The 17,291-nt window shown below is 67.9% G+C and carries 15 protein-coding genes; all 15 read left to right on the forward strand.

Features of this window, described 5'->3' with window-relative positions:
• Positions 1 to 59 precede the first annotated feature (59 nt).
• The 15 genes from AC3ZI9_RS04965 to AC3ZI9_RS05035 all read left to right on the forward strand — a co-directional run bounded on the left by AC3ZI9_RS04965 (position 60) and on the right by AC3ZI9_RS05035 (position 17,273).
• Positions 60 to 1,268 carry an amidohydrolase gene (locus tag AC3ZI9_RS04965; RefSeq protein ID WP_489923914.1) on the forward strand — a complete coding sequence of 403 codons (1,209 nt, stop codon included), beginning with the start codon at positions 60 to 62 and terminating at the stop codon, positions 1,266 to 1,268.
• Between the two features lie 213 nt (positions 1,269 to 1,481).
• Positions 1,482 to 2,600, forward strand: coding sequence for a BMP family lipoprotein (locus tag AC3ZI9_RS04970; RefSeq protein ID WP_444554269.1), 1,119 nt, complete (start codon positions 1,482 to 1,484; stop codon positions 2,598 to 2,600).
• Between the two features lie 219 nt (positions 2,601 to 2,819).
• Entirely contained in the window at positions 2,820 to 4,415 is a 1,596-nt protein-coding gene (locus tag AC3ZI9_RS04975; RefSeq protein ID WP_444554268.1) for an ABC transporter ATP-binding protein, read from the forward strand.
• Positions 4,408 to 5,745, forward strand: a complete 1,338-nt coding sequence (locus AC3ZI9_RS04980; protein ID WP_444554267.1) for an ABC transporter permease — start codon at positions 4,408 to 4,410, stop codon at positions 5,743 to 5,745. Before AC3ZI9_RS04975 ends, AC3ZI9_RS04980 begins: the two co-directional genes overlap by 8 nt.
• Entirely contained in the window at positions 5,742 to 7,031 is a 1,290-nt protein-coding gene (locus AC3ZI9_RS04985; RefSeq protein WP_444554266.1) for an ABC transporter permease, read from the forward strand. Before AC3ZI9_RS04980 ends, AC3ZI9_RS04985 begins: the two co-directional genes overlap by 4 nt.
• A gap of 76 nt (positions 7,032 to 7,107) precedes the next feature.
• Positions 7,108 to 7,452 (forward strand): cytidine deaminase, encoded by a 345-nt coding sequence (locus tag AC3ZI9_RS04990; protein WP_489924020.1) that lies wholly within the window; start codon positions 7,108 to 7,110, stop codon positions 7,450 to 7,452.
• A gap of 39 nt (positions 7,453 to 7,491) precedes the next feature.
• Positions 7,492 to 8,802 carry a thymidine phosphorylase gene (locus tag AC3ZI9_RS04995; RefSeq protein WP_489923915.1) on the forward strand — a complete coding sequence of 437 codons (1,311 nt, stop codon included), beginning with the start codon at positions 7,492 to 7,494 and terminating at the stop codon, positions 8,800 to 8,802.
• 186 nt (positions 8,803 to 8,988) lie between these two features.
• On the forward strand, positions 8,989 to 9,657 hold the full coding sequence (locus AC3ZI9_RS05000) for a DedA family protein (protein WP_444554263.1): 669 nt from the start codon (positions 8,989 to 8,991) through the stop codon (positions 9,655 to 9,657).
• Between the two features lie 74 nt (positions 9,658 to 9,731).
• The gene (locus AC3ZI9_RS05005; RefSeq protein WP_489923916.1) at positions 9,732 to 10,913 is read left to right on the forward strand and encodes an adenosine deaminase; all 1,182 of its coding nucleotides are present in this window, start codon (positions 9,732 to 9,734) and stop codon (positions 10,911 to 10,913) included.
• Positions 10,900 to 11,634 (forward strand): MazG nucleotide pyrophosphohydrolase domain-containing protein, encoded by a 735-nt coding sequence (locus tag AC3ZI9_RS05010; RefSeq protein WP_444554261.1) that lies wholly within the window; start codon positions 10,900 to 10,902, stop codon positions 11,632 to 11,634. The genes AC3ZI9_RS05005 and AC3ZI9_RS05010 overlap by 14 nt, the downstream gene beginning before the upstream one ends.
• 77 nt (positions 11,635 to 11,711) lie before the next feature.
• Positions 11,712 to 12,992 (forward strand): phosphopyruvate hydratase, encoded by a 1,281-nt coding sequence (eno, locus tag AC3ZI9_RS05015; protein WP_444554260.1) that lies wholly within the window; start codon positions 11,712 to 11,714, stop codon positions 12,990 to 12,992.
• 123 nt (positions 12,993 to 13,115) lie between these two features.
• Positions 13,116 to 14,042 (forward strand): FtsB family cell division protein, encoded by a 927-nt coding sequence (locus AC3ZI9_RS05020; protein WP_489923917.1) that lies wholly within the window; start codon positions 13,116 to 13,118, stop codon positions 14,040 to 14,042.
• A gap of 21 nt (positions 14,043 to 14,063) precedes the next feature.
• On the forward strand, positions 14,064 to 14,795 hold the full coding sequence (locus AC3ZI9_RS05025; RefSeq protein ID WP_444554258.1) for a DUF501 domain-containing protein: 732 nt from the start codon (positions 14,064 to 14,066) through the stop codon (positions 14,793 to 14,795).
• The gene (locus AC3ZI9_RS05030) at positions 14,792 to 15,745 is read left to right on the forward strand and encodes a Ppx/GppA phosphatase family protein (protein ID WP_444554257.1); all 954 of its coding nucleotides are present in this window, start codon (positions 14,792 to 14,794) and stop codon (positions 15,743 to 15,745) included. The genes AC3ZI9_RS05025 and AC3ZI9_RS05030 overlap by 4 nt, the downstream gene beginning before the upstream one ends.
• A 43-nt stretch (positions 15,746 to 15,788) precedes the next feature.
• Positions 15,789 to 17,273: a S8 family serine peptidase gene (locus AC3ZI9_RS05035; protein ID WP_444554256.1), complete on the forward strand. Its 1,485-nt coding sequence runs from the start codon at positions 15,789 to 15,791 to the stop codon at positions 17,271 to 17,273.
• Positions 17,274 to 17,291 lie beyond the last annotated feature (18 nt).

The raw sequence follows: 17,291 nt of genomic DNA on the forward strand, positions 1-17,291 counted from the left end.
CACGAAATGATGCGTTGCAAACTCGGTGGTTGCCGCGGCGACGCCGTAAAGTCGCTTCTGTGACTTACGATTCCTCGAGGCAGACGACCTATCCCGCGATCGGGCCTTGGGCGCAGCCGTTGCTGCCCCAACTGGTGGGCTTCCGACGTGACCTTCACGCCAACCCGGAACTCTCCTTCGAGGAGACCCGGACGACGGCACGCATCCTGGCGGAGCTCGAGGCGGCCGGACTGGAGCCACGGGCCCTGGAGGGGACCGGGCTCTACGTCGATATCGGTGAGGGGGACATCGCCCTGGGCCTGCGGGCGGATATCGATGCCCTGCCGATCCTGGAGGAAACCGGGCTGGACTACGCCTCGACCCGGGAGGGGGTCTGCCACGCCTGCGGGCACGACATCCACACCACGGTCATGCTCGGGGTGGCCCTGACCCTGGGGCGCATGCACGCCGCCGGTGAACTCGGCGGCAGGATCCGGGTGATCTTCCAGCCGGCGGAGGAGACCATGCCCGGCGGGGCCCTGTCGGTGATTGCCCAGGGAGTCCTCGAAGGGGTCCCGCGCATCCTGGCCCTGCACTGCGAACCCCGGGTCGACGCCGGGACGATCGGCACCCGCATCGGGGCGATCACCAGTGCCAGCGACACCATCAAAATCGAACTATCGGGCCGGGGCGGCCACACCTCCAGACCGCATCTGACCGAGGACCTGGTCTTCGCCCTGGCGGAGATCGCCGTTGGTGTCCCGGCGGTGCTCAACCGGCGGATCGACGTGCGCAGCGCCGTCTCGGTGGTCTGGGGCCAGATCCATGCCGGGTCGGCCCCGAACGCGATCCCCGCCGCGGGCTACCTGGCCGGGACCATGCGTTGCCTGGACGGGGACGCCTGGGAATCGGCGGGGGTGCTGTTGGATGAGGTCGTCCGTCAGATCGCCGTCCCCTATGGTGTCGACGTGAAACTCGAGCACACCCGCGGGGTCCCGCCGGTGGTCAATGCCGAAGCGGAAACGGATCTGATCGAACGGGCCGCGCGCGCCGAGATCGGGTCGAAGGCCATCGTGCTCATCCCGCAGTCCATGGGCGGGGAGGACTTCGCCTGGATGACCCACACCATTCCCGGGGCCATGATGCGGCTGGGAACGCGTACATCGGGAGGGGAGACCTACGATCTGCATCGCGGTGACTACATCCCGGACGAGAAGGCCATCGAAACCGGCATCCGGGTCATGGCTGCTGCCGCCCTGCGCGCCATCAATCCTGGACAAAGCGTCTGATCGAGCTACCAGCAGGTAACAAAAGGTCAACAATATAGTCGTGTCAACTATTTGTGCTGGCAGGTCGGTCCGAGTGGGGCATACTGTATCTTCCGTCACGTCCTCCCCTCATGTGGAGGCCGAAGGCGGTCGGCACCCGTTCGAGGGGCCCAGGTAGGTCACCTGGCCCGTGGAGGGGGTGGCCCTGAAGCATCACTCGTCACTGGAGGAACCTTGAAGAAGTCACCGCGCACCCTGAAGCGCTCCACCGGCAAGCTCGCCGCCGTCCTGGGCGTTTCCGCCCTCGTCCTGACCGCCTGCGGGGCCGCCCCGGATTCCGGTGGCGATGATTCGGCCGCCTCGAGCCACCCCGGCGCCGCCGACTACACCGGCTGCATCGTTTCCGACTCCGGCGGATTCGACGACCGCTCCTTCAACCAGTCCTCCTATGAGGGCCTGATGAAGGCGAAGAAGGACCTGGGCATCAAGACCAAGCAGGCCGAGTCCAAGGCCAAGACCGACTTCGAGCCCAACCTGAACTCCATGGTCAAGGGCGGGTGCAACCTGACCATCACCGTGGGCTTCCTGCTGGCCGATGCCACCAAGGACCTGGCGGAGAAGACCGAGGACGCGCACTTCGCGATCATCGATGACGACTCGATCGACCTGCCCAACGTCAAGCCGATCATCTACGACACGGCCCAGGCCGCCTTCCTGGCCGGCTACCTGGCCGCCGGGACGTCCGAGACCGGCAAGGTCGCCACCTACGGCGGCATCAACATCCCGACCGTCACCATCTTCATGGACGGCTTCGACGAAGGGGTGCAGTACTACAACGAGAAGAACGACGAGAAGGTCAAGGTCCTGGGCTGGAACGCCGATAAGCAGAACGGTACGTTCACCGGCGACTTCGAGAACCAGGGCAAGGGCAAGACGACCACCACCAACTTCATCAACGAAGGGGCGGACATCATCATGCCCGTCGCCGGTCCGGTGGGCCTGGGCACCATCGACGCCGTTAAGGACGCCAACTCCAACGGCAAGGACGCCAAGGTCGTCTGGGTCGATTCCGATGGCTACGAGTCACTTCCCTCCGGGCAGGAATTCGTGCTCACCTCCGTCATGAAGCTGATGGGTGAGGCCGTCGAGAACGTGATCACCGAGGACCTGGACGACGAGTTCGACAACACCCCGTATGTCGGGACGTTGGAGAACAAGGGTGTCGACCTGGCACCGTTCCACGACTTCGACTCCGATGTCTCCGATGACATGAAGTCGCAGCTGGACGACATCAAGGCCGACATCATCTCCGGCGACATCAAGGTCGAGTCGCCGTCCAGCCCGAAGAAATAGTCCGCGGGAGGTCCCGACCCATCGAAGCGATGGGTCAGGACCAACCAGCAGACACGGCGCGCGCCGTCCGGAAAGACGGGAGACCATCCCGGAAACGGGCGGCGCGTGCCTCATCCGACGTCCAACGATTCGCGGCTACGCTGGATTCGATGGCCCACGGTGCATCGGGGCAGATCCCCTGGAGCCCGGGCCGCTAAAGAAGGGAACACGGTAGAGCACGTGAAATTGGAACTTCGCGGAATCACCAAGAAATTTGGTTCGTTCACCGCCAACGACAACATCGACGTGGTGGTCGAAGACAGTCAGGTGCATTCACTGCTGGGCGAGAACGGGGCCGGCAAATCAACCCTGATGAACGTCCTGTTCGGCCTCTACGAGGCCACCTCGGGGCAGGTGCTCATCGACGACCGGCCGGTGTCCTTCAACGGCCCCGGCGACGCCATGGCCGCCGGCATCGGCATGGTCCACCAACACTTCATGCTGGTCCCGGTCTTCACCGTGGCGGAAAACGTCGCCCTCGGGGACGAGGCCACCAAGGCCGCCGGGATCCTCGATCTGGAGGCCACCCGCCGCAAGATCCGTGAGATCTCCGAGCAATTCGGTTTCCACGTCGATCCCGACGCCATCGTGGAGGACCTGCCCGTCGGGGTCCAACAACGCGTGGAGATCATCAAGGCACTGGTCCGCGATGCGCGGATCCTGATCCTGGACGAGCCCACCGCGGTGCTGACGCCCCAGGAAACCGACGAACTGCTGAGCATCATCGGGCAACTGCGCGACAACGGCACCTCGGTGGTCTTCATCTCGCATAAGCTACGCGAGGTCAAGGCCGTTTCCGACGTCATCACCGTCATCCGTCGGGGCCGGGTGGTCGGCAAGGCCGAACCCGAGGCCTCCGCGAGCGAACTGGCCTCGCTGATGGTCGGCCGTGAGGTGAACCTCGCCCTGGGCAAGGAGGACGCCACCCCGGGGGAGGAGACCTTCCGCGTGGAGCACCTCAACGTGGTGGCCCCCACCGGCCAGGTCCTGCTCGACGACATCAGCTTCGGCGTGCGCCAGGGGGAAATCCTGGCGGTCGCCGGGGTCCAGGGCAATGGGCAGACCGAACTGACCCAGGCCATCATGGGCCTGATGGACCAGGCCACGGGCCGGGTCATGCTCGAGGGCGAGAACCTGCTGGGCCGGAGCGTGAAGTCCATCATCAACTCGGGGGTCGGGTTCGTCCCGGAGGACCGCAGCACCGATGGACTGGTCTCCACGTTCACGGTCGCGGAGAACCTCGTGCTCAACCAATATGACCGGGCCCCGTATGCCCGCGGACTGAACATGCGCCCGGCGGTGATCAACCGCAACGCCGAGGACAAGGTCGAGGAATACGACATCCGGACCCAGAGCGGGCAGTCCAATGCCGGAACCCTCTCGGGCGGCAACCAGCAGAAGGTGGTCATGGCGCGGGAGCTGTCCCGGCCCCTGAAGCTCTTCATCGCCTCGCAGCCAACCCGCGGCGTCGACGTCGGCTCGGTCGAATTCCTGCACCGGCGCATCCTCGCCGAACGCGACGGAGGCACCCCCGTGCTGATCGTCTCCACCGAACTCGACGAGGTGGCCGAACTGGCCGACAGGATTGCCGTGTTGTACAAGGGCAGCCTGGTGGGCATCGTCCCCGGAGACACCCCGCGCGAGGTCCTGGGCCTGATGATGGCCGGCAGCTCCGCCGCCGAGGCCGGCGCCACCCCGCTTCCCGAGGCCACGGATCAGGGATCCGGTGCCGCGGCTGCGAACCCGAACCAAGAAGAGGAGTCCGGGAATGAATGATCCCGTGGACGGGCCCGGACCGGGCCCCGTCGCCCCAGACAGCGAAACCCCGGCGGGGGAGCCGGGATCGATCCCCGGAGGAGCCGACGCCGGGAACTCCCCGGCCCAGCTGGCCGAGGCGTCCGGACCGGACCCCCAGGCTTCGCTGATGACTCGGATCACCACCGGCAACGGCATGGTGTCCGTCCTGGCGATCCTGTTGTCGTTGATCGTCGGAGCCATCCTGATCGCCGCGACCGACGAGCGGGTCACCGAGGCCTCGAGCTACTTCTTCGCCCGGCCCATGGATCTGTTGGGGGCCGTGTGGACGTCGGTGTCGGAAGCCTATGTGGCGCTCTTCCGCAGCTCCATCTTCAACACCCAGGCCGACGGTTTCGCCAATGCGATCTATCCCCTCACCGAAACCCTGACCGACGCCACCCCGCTGATCCTCGCAGGACTCGGGGTCGCCCTGGCGTTCCGGGCCAGCCTGTTCAACATCGGTGGCCAGGGGCAGATCATCGTCGGCGCCCTGCTCGCCGGCTGGGTCGGATTCACCCTGGACCTGCCCGCCGGAATCCACCTGATCCTGGCGATGGTGGCCGGGATCATCGGCGGTGCCCTCTGGGGCGGCATCGCGGGGGTGCTCAAGGCCCGACGCGGAGCCCACGAAGTGATCGTGACGATCATGCTCAACTACATCGCGCTCTACTTCCTGCTCTATCTGCTGACCACCCCCGGCTTCCAACGCCCCGGCTCCAACAACCCGATCAGCCCGAACATCGACTCCTCGGCGGCCTACCCGCTGATCTTCGGCAGCGGCTTCCGGCTGCATTACGGTTTCGTCGTGGCCCTGGCCGCGGTGGCCTTCGTCTGGTGGCTGCTCAACCGTTCCACGACCGGCTTCGAACTTCGTGCGGTCGGGGCCAACCCGTTGGCGGCCCGCACCGCGGGGATCAATGTCTCCAAGGCCTACATCACCGCCATGGTGGTCGCCGGGGCCCTCGCCGGGCTCGCCGGCACCGCACAGATCTCGGGCACCGAACGCGCCCTGTCCAGTGACATCGCCGCCAGCTTCGGATTCGATGCCATCACAGTGGCGTTGTTGGGACGCTCCAAACCCATGGGCACCCTCTTCGCCGGGCTGCTGTTCGGCGCGTTGCGGGCCGGTGGCGTGGGCATGCAATCCAACACCGGCATCCCCATCGACATCGTGCTGGTCGTCCAGTCCTTCATCGTGCTGTTCATCGCCGCCCCGCCGCTGGTGCAAGCGATCTTCCGCATCAACACCGGCAAGAAGAAGAGCAAGACCACCACGGCGCGGACCGCCGGGACCGGAGGAGCAGCGTGAGCACCGCAACCACCACCCCCTCGGCCGGCGTGACGTCGGTCGGCACGGCCCACCGGAACTGGAGCACCCCCATGGTGCTGGCCGTCCTGGCTCTGGTGGCACTTCTCGGATTCGCCATCGGCAGCCCGAGCGCCACGGCCAGGTTCCGCATCTCGACCGACCACGACGCGATCAAGGTCCCCGACGTGATGCTCGGCACCACGCTCGTGGGATGGATCGGCGCCATCCTGCTGCTGGGACTGGCGGCGTATTCCTTCCGGCTGACCTCCCGGCGGGCCACCGCCCCGAAATGGCTGGTCCCGGCCTTCGCGGCCATCTGGGTCATTGCCTTCCTGGTCTGGGTCATCGGCAGCGCCAACAACCCCAACGTCTACTTCTCCGGTCTGATCGCCGGTTCGTTCACGTTGGCCATCCCGCTGATCTTCGGTTCGCTCTCCGGCGTGCTGTGTGAGCGGACCGGGGTCATCAACATCGCCATCGAGGGCCAGCTGCTGGCCGGGGCCTTTGGCGCCGCGGTCGTCGGATCGATCACGCAGAGCCTGCTGGCCGGTGTTCTGGCCGCCGTGGTGGCCAGCATGCTCGTCTCCGCGGTCCTGGCGGTGTTCAGCATCAAATACATGGTCAACCAGATCATCGTCGGCGTCGTACTCAACGTCCTGGTCGCCGGGCTGACCAGTTTCCTCTTCTCCACCGTGATGAAGGCCGATACGGCCCTGTTCAACTCCCCGCCGTCGTTCCACAACATCAGGATCCCCGGCCTGGCCGACATCCCGGTGTTCGGTCCGATCTTCTTCGACCAGACGATCCTGGGCTACGGCATGTACGTCGCCGTCTTCCTGGTCTGGTTCGGCCTGTTCAAGACCCGATGGGGCCTGCGCGTGCGGGCCGTGGGCGAACACCCCCAGGCCGCCGACACGGTGGGCATCCGGGTCAAGGCCATCAGGTTCTCCAACGTCCTGCTCGCCGGGGTCGTCGCCGGTCTCGGGGGTGCGTTCTTCACCCTGGTGACGTCCTCGTCCTTCAGCAAGGAAATGACCGCCGGGCAGGGGTTCATCGCCCTGGCGGCCATGATCTTCGGGCGCTGGAACCCGATCGGGGCGTTCTTCGCCTCCCTGTTGTTCGGCTTCTCGTTGAACCTCTCGTTCGTGCTGAGCATCCTGGGCACCCCGGTGCCCAACCAGTTCATGCAGATGCTGCCCTATATCGTGACGATCTTTGCCGTCGCCGGGCTGGCCGGGAAATCACGACCCCCGGCCTCCAACGGCGTCGCCTACGTGAAGGAGTAGGCCCGTGCCCCACCCTCCGACGACGCCGCTGGACCCCGCCGGCTGGGAACGCCTGCGGATCGCGGCCACCGCGGCGATGGAACACGCCTACGCCCCGTATTCGAAGTTCCCGGTCGGGGCGGCGGCAGTGACCGAGGACGGGCGGATCATCAGCGGCTGCAATGTCGAAAACGCCGCCTACGGGGTCGTCCTCTGCGCCGAATGCACCATGATCGGACAATTGCATATGGGCGGGGGCGGCCGGCTGCGCGCGTTCTACTGCGTGGACGGAACCGGCAACATCCTGATGCCCTGCGGGCGCTGCCGGCAATTGCTCTACGAACACCGTGGACCCGGGATGGAACTGATGACCGTCCGCGGGATCGCCACCATGGACCAGGTCCTGCCCGACGCCTTCGGCCCCGAAACCCTGTTGCACTAGCTCCGGCCATCCGGCCGGAGCACCGACGAAAGGTCCAGCATGAGCACCGAGCACTTCGACGCGGTCGAGATCATCGGCATCAAACGCGATCGCGGGACGCTGAGTCCCGAACAGATCGACTGGACCATCGACGCTTATACCCGCGGGGTCATCGCCGAGGAACAGATGGCGGCGTTGAACATGGCGATCCTGCTCAACGGGATGGACAGGGCGGAAATCTCCCGCTGGACGACGGCGATGATCAACTCGGGCGAACGCATGGACTTCTCCTCGCTGCGCACCCCCGCGGGGGCGGTCAAGCCGACCGCGGACAAGCACTCCACCGGCGGGGTGGGGGACAAGATCACCCTGCCGCTGGCCCCGTTGGTGGCGGCCTTCGGGGTCGCGGTACCCCAGCTGTCCGGCCGTGGCCTCGGGCATACCGGCGGAACCCTGGACAAGCTCGAATCCATCCCCGGATGGAACGCCTCGCTGTCCACTGCGGCCCTGATGGACCAGCTCTCCGATTGCGGTGCGGTGATCTGCGCGGCCGGGACGGGGCTGGCTCCGGCCGATAAGAAGCTCTACGCCCTGCGTGATGTGACCGGAACCGTCGAAGCCATCCCGCTGATCGCCTCCTCGATCATGTCCAAGAAGATCGCCGAGGGCACCGGGACCCTGGTCCTCGACGTCAAGGTCGGATCCGGGGCGTTCATGAAGAACGAACAGGACGCCCGCGAACTGGCCCGCACGATGGTGGGATTGGGCACCGACGCCGGGGTCAAGACGGTGGCGCTGCTGACCAACATGGCCACTCCGTTGGGGCTCACCGCCGGCAACGCGATCGAGGTCGCCGAATCCGTGGACGTCCTGGCCGGAGGCGGACCTGCCGATGTGGTGGAACTGACGGTGAAGCTGGCCCAGGAGATGCTCGCCGGCGCCGGGGTGCACGACGCCGACCCTGCGGCCGCGCTGGCCGACGGCCGTGCCATGGACGTCTGGCACAAGATGATCTCCGCCCAGGGAGGGGACCCGGCCGCCGCCCTGCCGGTCGCCCGCGAATCGGAGACCGTGTACGCCCAGGCCGACGGGGTGCTCACCGAACTCGATGCCCTCTCCGTCGGGGTGGCGGCCTGGCGGCTGGGTGCCGGGCGGGCCCGTCGGCAGGACGAGGTCCAGGCCGGGGCCGGGGTGCGCCTGCACGCCAAACCCGGAGACGTGGTCCGCCGCGGCCAACCGCTGATGACCTTGTTGACCGACACCCCCGAGAAATTCGGCAGGGCCCTGGAGGCACTGGAGTCGGCAGCGGTGATCAGCGCCGAAGGCAGCAGGAGCGGCCAACGCCTGATCCTGGAGCGGATCGCCGAATAGCCGCTCCGCCGGGTTGCGTGTCCGCCGACCTCGGGGAGGACCCGGGTCGGACCCGTAATCATCCCGGGGTGGGAGGCCACGGCCGGGTCCGATGGGCCAGACTGGATGCATCACCCGACGAAGACCGGGTGCGGCCGCCGTCGTCCACCGGAAGACGGAATAATTCCAGCCAAGGGACCCTGCCTCATGGAGATCGTCAACGAGGTCATCCTCCATGCCTCGACCGCCTGGTGGATCCTGCCGTTGCTCTTCCTGCTCTGCCTGATCGACGGGTTCATGCCGGTGGTGCCCAGCGAGTCGCTGCTGGTGGCGCTGGCGTCCGTCGCGGTGGCCTCGGGGTCCCCGTCGCTGTTGCTGCTGGGCGTCGTCGGAGCGGCCGGGGCGATGGCCGGGGACCAGATCGCCTACGGGTTCGGCCGGCGGATCGGCCTGGATCGGTTCCGCTGGATGCGTCGTCCACGGACGCGACGGACCTTCGCCTTCGCCCGACGGGAACTCGAACGACGGGGCGCCCTGCTGATCTTCACGGCCCGCTACATCCCCGTCGGCCGGGTGGCGGTGAACTTCACCGCCGGGGCCACCCGGTTCTCCCGCCGCCGTTTCACCCTGCTCGACGTGCTGGGATGCCTGACCTGGAGCGCCTACTCCACCACCATCGGTGCCGTCGGCGGCCACTGGATGAAGGACAACCCGCTGCTGGGGATCGGCCTGTCCATAGCCATCGCCATGGTGTTCGGCTTCATCGTGGACCGGGTCCTCAATGTCCTGCGGCGCCGGCTTGGCACGGACCCGCAGGCCCCGGACGCCCAGCCGGCGCCCCCGCTGCTGGAAGTCCCCGCCGAGCGGGGGCACTGAGCCGCGGCAACGCCGTCCCGGGCTCCCGGGATTCAGTGGTTCCGCTGCGTTGCCCCGCCCAGTACGCTGGGTACGTGAGTGAAGAGCTGATCCATACCGCCTATGACCCCGAATTCGACTTCCGCAGCCTGCCGAAGGTCTCGCTGCATGACCACCTCGACGGCGGACTCCGTCCGTCCACCATCATCGAACTCGCCGCCGCGGCAGGCCATGAACTGCCCTCCACCGACGCGGTCGCCCTGGGCGAATGGTTCCGCCAATCGGCGAACTCCGGTTCGTTGCCGCGCTACCTGGAAACCTTCGAACACACCGTGGCGGTCATGCAGACCCACGAGAACCTGGTCCGGGTGGCCCGTGAATTCGTTGAGGACCTCGCCGACGACGGCGTCGTCTACGGGGAAGTGCGCTGGGCCCCCGAACAGCATCTGGCCGGCGGGCTGAGCCTGGACGAAGCCGTCCAGGCCGTGCAGCAGGGCCTGGACGAAGGGGTTGAAACCGTCGCCGGTAGTGGCCGGCCCATCCAGGTCGGCCAGCTGATCACCGCGATGCGCCATGCCGATCGAGGCGTGGAGATCGCCGAATTGGCGTTGCGCCATCGCGGCAACGGGGCCGTCGGCTTCGACATCGCCGGTGCCGAGGACGGGTTCCCGCCCTCGCGGATGAAGGAGGCCTTCGATCTGTTGGCCACGAACTTCTTCCCCACCACCGTCCACGCCGGCGAAGCCGCGGGAGTGGATTCGATAGTCGATGCCCTGCTGACCGGGCGGGCCGAACGGCTGGGCCACGGCGTGCGCATCGCCGAGGACATCGAGATCCAGTTCGGTGGCACCGACGATGACGGATCCGAGGTCGAAGAGGACACCGGGCTGGTCACCCTGGGGCCGGTCGCCAACTGGGTGCGCGACCGGGGCATTCCGCTGGAGATCTGCCCGTCCTCGAACCTGCAGACCGGGGCCACCGCGGCCTTCGGCGAGGGCATCGAGTCCCATCCCATCGACCTGCTCTACCAGACGGGTTTCACCGTCACCATCAGCCCGGACAACCGCTTGATGTCGGAGACGAGCCTCTCGGGCGAGTTCGAGTTGCTGGTCGAAGCATTCGACTACGATCTGGACGACCTGCTCGAGCTCACGCTCAACGCGGCCGAGGCGGCCTTCCTGCCGCTGGAGGAACGCGAAGCCCTGGTCGAGTACATCAACGCCGAATATGCGGGGATGACCGGCGACGGCGATGACCAGGACGATGACCAGGCCTGAACCGATCATGAGCGGGGCCCGGCCCGGGGGGAGCCCGGGCACGCCGGGGGAGCCGCAACGCCTTATGGGCATCATTGCGGACCTCCGCCGGCACTGCCGCTGGACCGCCGGACTGAGCCATGCCTCGCTGGTGGAATACCTGGTCGAGGAGTCCTACGAACTGCTCGAGGCCATCGAAACCGGCCAGGATGACGACGAATTGCGCGGGGAACTGGCCGACGTGCTCCTGCAACTGGTCCTGCACGCCGAGATCGCCGCCGAACGGGGGGCCTTCGACTTCTCCGACATCGCCGCGCATCTGAGCGAAAAGATGATCCGCCGCAACACCCACGTCTTCCACCGCGACGGCAGCCTGCGCGGAACCTACCCCGAGGACGTCCAGGAGATCGTCGAATCCTGGGATGCCGCCAAACGCGCCGAGGACCCCTCCCGCACCGACCCGTTCTCCTCGCTGCCGCGTCATCTTCCGGCCCTCGCCCTGGCCGACAAGACGATCGGCCGGGCCCGTCGCTGGAGCGGCGGGCCCGGGGCGCCGGCCGCCCCGCCGGTGCCGGGCGCCGCGGTGGTGGAGACTGAAGCCGAACTCGGCGAGCTGCTCCTGGGGATCGTCGCCGACGCCCACGAACGTGGATTGGACGCCGAACGGTCCCTGCGCACCGCCGTCGCACGTTACATGACGGCCGCGCAACCAACTTCCTCCTCCACACCCGGCACAGGCTAGGCTGGGACGCGAGGCAACGTGCCCGCGTATCCAATGCTGTGTACGGCCCCCAACCCACCCACGAAGGAGTACCTTCCATGGCCTTGATCGATGCCATCCACGCTCGCGAAATCCTCGACTCGCGCGGCAACCCGACCGTAGAAGCCGAAGTCCTGCTCTCCGATGGCTCGCTGGGCCGCGCGGCAGTGCCCTCCGGCGCTTCCACCGGAGCCTTTGAAGCCGTTGAGCTGCGCGACGGTGACAAGTCCCGCTACCTGGGCAAGGGCGTCACCAAGGCCGTCGACGCGGTCATCGACACGATCCAGCCGGCCCTGATCGGCCAGGACGCCACCGACCAGCGGGCCATCGACCAGATCATGATCGATCTGGACGGGACCCCGAACAAGTCGACGCTGGGCGCCAACTCCATCCTCGGGGTGTCGCTGGCCGTGGCCTCCGCCGCCGCCGAGTCCTCCAACCTGCCGCTCTACCGCTACCTGGGTGGACCGAACGCCCACGTCCTGCCGGTGCCGCTGATGAACATCCTCAACGGTGGTTCGCACGCCGACTCGGATGTCGACATCCAGGAGTTCATGGTCGTGCCCGTCGGCGCCTCCACCTTCTCCGAGGCACTGCGCTGGGGCGTCGAGGTCTACCACGCGCTGAAATCGGTCCTGCAGGAACGCGGGTTGGCCACCGGCCTGGGGGACGAGGGCGGCTTCGCCCCGAACCTGGAAAGCAACCGGGCCGCCCTGGAACTGATCATCGACGCCATCAAGAAGGCCGGGTTGACCCCGGGCGAGGACATCGCCCTGGCACTGGACGTCGCCTCCTCGGAGTTCTTCGAGAACGGGACCTACCAGTTCGAAGGGGCCTCCCGCACGGCCGCCGAGATGAGCGACTACTACGCCCAGCTCGTCAAGGACTTCCCGCTGGTCTCCCTCGAGGACCCGCTGGACGAAGACGACTGGGAGGGCTGGAAGACCCTGACGGACGCCATCGGCTCGAAGGTCCAGATCGTGGGCGACGACCTCTTCGTCACCAACCCGGAGCGCCTGCAGAAGGGCATCGATTCCGCCACGGCGAACTCGCTGCTGGTCAAGGTGAACCAGATCGGTTCACTGACCGAGACCCTCGATGCCGTGTCGCTGGCCCAGCGCAACGGCTACACCACCGTCACCTCGCACCGCTCCGGCGAAACCGAGGACACCACGATCGCCGATATCGCGGTGGCCACCAACGCCGGCCAGATCAAGACCGGCGCCCCGGCCCGCTCCGAGCGCGTCGCGAAGTACAACCAGTTGCTGCGCATCGAAGAAGAGCTCGGCGATGCCGCGTTCTACGCAGGAAAGGCGACCTTCCCGCGTTTCACCGCCTAAGGTCGCACCGCAACGCGTAAAGTGCTGAGGGGAGTCGCCGGACACCGGCGGTTCCCCTCACGCCTTTCAGGCGCGTGCACCCGGCCCACCCCCGGACCCACCGAGCAGACCGGAAGGACACCCATGGCAAACCGACGTCCCAACATGCCACGGGCCAGGCCTGCCGAGCCGGGGCACGACCCCGCCGCCTCCGGCGACCACGAAGACGCCGTCGTTCCTGCACCGTCCGCCCCCCGCACCCCGGCGGCGGTCAACCGGCAGAAGGTCGTCCCGATGGGTGCCGCTCCCGGACCCGGGAACACGTCCGAGGATTCCCCGTCCCCGTCATCGGCGGCCGGCCGGTCCGCGGCGAAGAAACCCACCCCCGATAAGCCGGCGGCCCGCAAGCAGCCCGCAGGGCCCTCCACCGCGCGGAAGCAGCCAGGTACCCCGGCGGCCCCGGGCAGCGGCAAGTCCCCGGCGAAATCCTCGCCGGCCTCCCGCGGGAGGGCACCGGCCACACCGTCGGCAGCGAAGTCGACTCCGGCCGGCAAACGTCCCGGGCCACGCCCGAGCGGGCCCCGCGAGAAGCGGCTGCGCGAACGCGCGGAACTCTCCGGGGCGATCCGCTCCGGCAACGGCCACCGCGAACCCGAGGCCACGCAGGCCCCGGCCGAGGCCGGTGCCCCGGTCCCGGCCCGGGCCTTCTCCGGACGGTTGCTGACCCTGGCGGTCATCCTGGCCGTGGTGACCGTCCTGCTGCTACCCAGCGTCGGAACCTACATGGACCAGCGGGCCGAGGTCGCCGAAGTGCAGGCCTCGATCGCCGAGAAGCAGCAGGAGCAGGCCGAGCTGACCTCGCAGATCGCCCGCTGGGACGACCCGGCCTACGTCAAGGCCCAGGCCCGCAACCGCATCAACCTGGTCATGCCGGGCGAGAAGAAGTACATGGTGGTCGGGGCCACCGGCGACGATTCCGCCGCGGGCCCGCAGAGCGTGGGCGATGTCCGGACCGACCTGCCGTGGGTCGACTCCCTCTGGGACACCGTTGTACGCTCGGCCACCGACTGATCATTTCCTGAAGGAGAATCCGTGGAGCATCCCGCCACCGCACCGCGCCATGAGGCGCTGGACGCCGAACAGCGGGTCCCCACCCCCGGGGACCTGGACACGCTGAGTCGTCAGCTCGGCCGTCCGGCCCGCAATGTGGTGGAGATCGGGGCCCGGTGCCTCTGTGGCAATCCGCTGGTGGCCACCACCGCCCCGCGGCTGGCCTCGGGCATCCCCTTCCCCACGACCTTCTACCTCACCCATCCGGTCATCACCTCCGCGGTTTCCCGCCTGGAGGCCGCCGGGTTGATGGCAACGATGACCGAACGCCTGGGACAGGACGAGGCGCTGACGGCCGCCTACACCGCGGCCCACCAGGACTATCTCGCGGCCCGCGATGCCATTGGCCGGCGCACCGGAGTCGGCGCCGTCCCGGAAATCGACGGGGTGTCCGCCGGCGGCATGCCGACCCGGGTGAAATGCCTGCACGTGCTGGTGGGACATTCGCTCTCCGCGGGGGCCGGGGTCAACCCGCTGGGCGATGAGGCCATTGCCGGAATCGCCGAATGGTGGACCGCCGAGCGGTGCCACTGCCGGGGGGCCTGGGATACCGAGGCGCCCGTTCCCGCACAGGACCGCAGCCGCCACGTCAAGACCCAGGCCGAGGACCCTGCCGTGAAGAAGGCCCGGCGCAGCGCTGCCCGACAGGCGCGCGAACACGCTGAAACGACCGGGCAACAGCCCGCACCACACGATCCAGGAGGCCAGGCATGAGGGTTGCCGCCATCGATTGCGGAACGAATTCCATCCGGCTGCTGATCGCCGATGTCATCGAGGACGACGACGGACGGATCCGACTGCTCGACGTGGCCCGCCAGATGCGCATCGTGCGCCTGGGCCAGGGCGTCGATGCCACCGGGAACCTGGCCCCCGAGGCCCTGGAGCGCACCTTTGAGGCACTGGATGAATATGCGGCACTGATCGGCCGGCACGGTGCCCAGCGGGTGAGGTTCGTCGCCACCTCGGCTACCCGTGACGCGGGGAACCGGGATGAGTTCATGGACGGGGTCCGCACCCGGCTCGGCGTCACCCCCGAGGTCATCGAAGGCTCGGAGGAAGCCGCCTTGAGCTTCGCCGGCGCCGTGTCGGTCCGGCCGCCCGCCGACACGGAAGACGTCCTGGTCATCGATCTCGGGGGAGGGTCCACCGAATTCGTGGTGGGCAGCAGCGAAGGCGTGCGCGCGGCGATCAGCATGGACATGGGCTGCGTGCGTTATGCCGAACGCTTCCTCACCGACGACCCGCCGACGGCCGAGCAGATCGCCGCCGCGGAAGCCGAAGCCAACCGGCAGATCGACACGGTGCTGCAGACCGTGCCCCTGCAGGAAGTGGACCGGGTGGTCGGCGTGGCCGGAACCATCACCACGGTGACCGCTCATGTGCTGGATCTGCACAGCTACCAGCCCGAGAAGATCGACGGCGCCGAACTGCCCGTCGGGGTCATCGAGGCCGCGGCCAGCGAATTCCTGGGCTTCTCGCGGCGCCGCCGCGAACAACTGCCGTACATGCACCCGGGCCGGGTCGATGTCATTGCCGCCGGGGCGCTGATCTACCGGACCATCCTGCTCCGGGTCGCCGAGCTGACCGGAAACCGGGTGCGCACCGCGGTGGCCAGCGAACACGATATTCTGGACGGTATCGCCCTCGGGTTGGCGCGGCAGTAGGCCGTCCTCCCGCCGTCGTCCCCGACCCTTGAAGGAACCGCCCGTGACGTCACGTCCGACCCGTGCCACCGCCGGCCTCCTGGCGAGCCTGCTGGCCGCGGCAACGCTGCTGGTCGCCGCCCCCGCTGCCCAGGCGGATCAGATCCGTGACAGCGAATACTGGCTCAAGGACTACGGCATCAAGCAGGCCTGGAAGGTCTCCAAGGGCGAGGACGTCACCGTCGCGGTCATTGATACCGGCATCGCCGACTCGCACCCCGATCTGAGCGGGACCGTCATCGGCGGCAGCGACTTCTCCGCGGCAGGGAACAAGGACGGCACCGAACCCCTCGGCGCGCTGCCCGAGCACGGCACCCTGGTGGGCACCCTGCTGGCCGGACACGGAAACAACGAAAAGGCCATCGCGAAGGCCAAGGCAGAAGACGAGAAGCAGACCATTGCCTGGAAGCGTGCCGTGAAGGACGCGAAGAAGGACGACGAGGATCCGCCGAAGAAACCCGATCCGGTGAAGATCCCCAAACCCGGGCCCGGCCCCGACGGCGTCATCGGTGTGGCCCCGAAGGCGGAGCTGCTCTCGGGGTCGCTGTGGCTGGGGTCGGAGAACCCCGGGGGCGTCCCCATCAGCGAGCAGGTCCCGCGCGCGGTGAAATGGGCCGTGGACCAGGGGGCCGACGTGATCAACATGTCGTTGGGGTCCACGACGCCGAGCTGGCCGACCAGCTGGGACGAGGCCTTCAAATACGCCGAGGAGCACGACGTCGTCATCGTCGCCGCCGCCGGGAACCGTGCCGGGGGCATGGAACAGGTCGGGGCGCCGGCAACCATCCCCGGGGTGCTGACCGTGGCTGGTGTCGACAAGAAGGGCAAGGCCAGCTGGGACTCCTCGACGCAGGGAATCAGCATCGGCGTGGCGGCCCCCGCCGACCCGCTGGTGGGCGGGCTGCCCGATGGCGGGTACGCCGACTGGTCAGGGACCTCGGGTGCGGCACCGCTGGTATCCGGCGTCGCGGCCCTGATCCGTTCGAAGTACCCGGAGATGAAGGCCCGCGACGTCATCCAGCGCATCCTGGCCACCGCTGAGGACGCGGGGGAGCCCGGGGTGGACAACCTCTACGGCTACGGTCTGCTGGACGCCGAGGCCGCCCTGACCACCGATGTCCCCTCGGTGGACCAGAACCCGCTGGGCACCATCGCCGAATGGATCCACGTCCACCGCCGCGGCCAGGTCACCCGCCCCAATGCCTCCAAGCCCAGCGCCAAGCCCGAGGAGGAATCCTCCGTCCCGGCGGTGGCCGCCCCCGAGGCCGTCGCCCCGGAGGATCCCGCCGGCGCGCTGCCGGCGGTGCTGGTCATCGGATTCGGCGCGCTGGCATTGATCATCATCGTCGGTGGCGGTGTGCATGTGGTCACGGTGCGACGCCGGAACCGGGCCGCCCTGGCCGCCGCGGCCGGGACGGTGGCGGATGCGGAATGGACCGCCTCCGAGGCGGATCGGGATCCTTTCGATGATCTCCCGGAAAGTCGCTAGTGAAGACTTTCACATAGC

This window comes from Arthrobacter sp. AOP36-F1-5 (assembly GCF_058137995.1).

Coding starts and splice junctions, on each gene's coding strand:
- AC3ZI9_RS05030 (WP_444554257.1), top strand. CDS start 14,792: ATGAGGGTTGCCGCCATCGATTGCGGAACGAATTCCATCCGGCTGCTG.
- AC3ZI9_RS04995 (WP_489923915.1), top strand. CDS start 7,492: ATGAGCACCGAGCACTTCGACGCGGTCGAGATCATCGGCATCAAACGC.
- eno (WP_444554260.1), top strand. CDS start 11,712: ATGGCCTTGATCGATGCCATCCACGCTCGCGAAATCCTCGACTCGCGC.
- AC3ZI9_RS05020 (WP_489923917.1), top strand. CDS start 13,116: ATGGCAAACCGACGTCCCAACATGCCACGGGCCAGGCCTGCCGAGCCG.
- AC3ZI9_RS05000 (WP_444554263.1), top strand. CDS start 8,989: ATGGAGATCGTCAACGAGGTCATCCTCCATGCCTCGACCGCCTGGTGG.
- AC3ZI9_RS04990 (WP_489924020.1), top strand. CDS start 7,108: ATGGAACACGCCTACGCCCCGTATTCGAAGTTCCCGGTCGGGGCGGCG.
- AC3ZI9_RS05010 (WP_444554261.1), top strand. CDS start 10,900: ATGACCAGGCCTGAACCGATCATGAGCGGGGCCCGGCCCGGGGGGAGC.
- AC3ZI9_RS04980 (WP_444554267.1), top strand. CDS start 4,408: ATGAATGATCCCGTGGACGGGCCCGGACCGGGCCCCGTCGCCCCAGAC.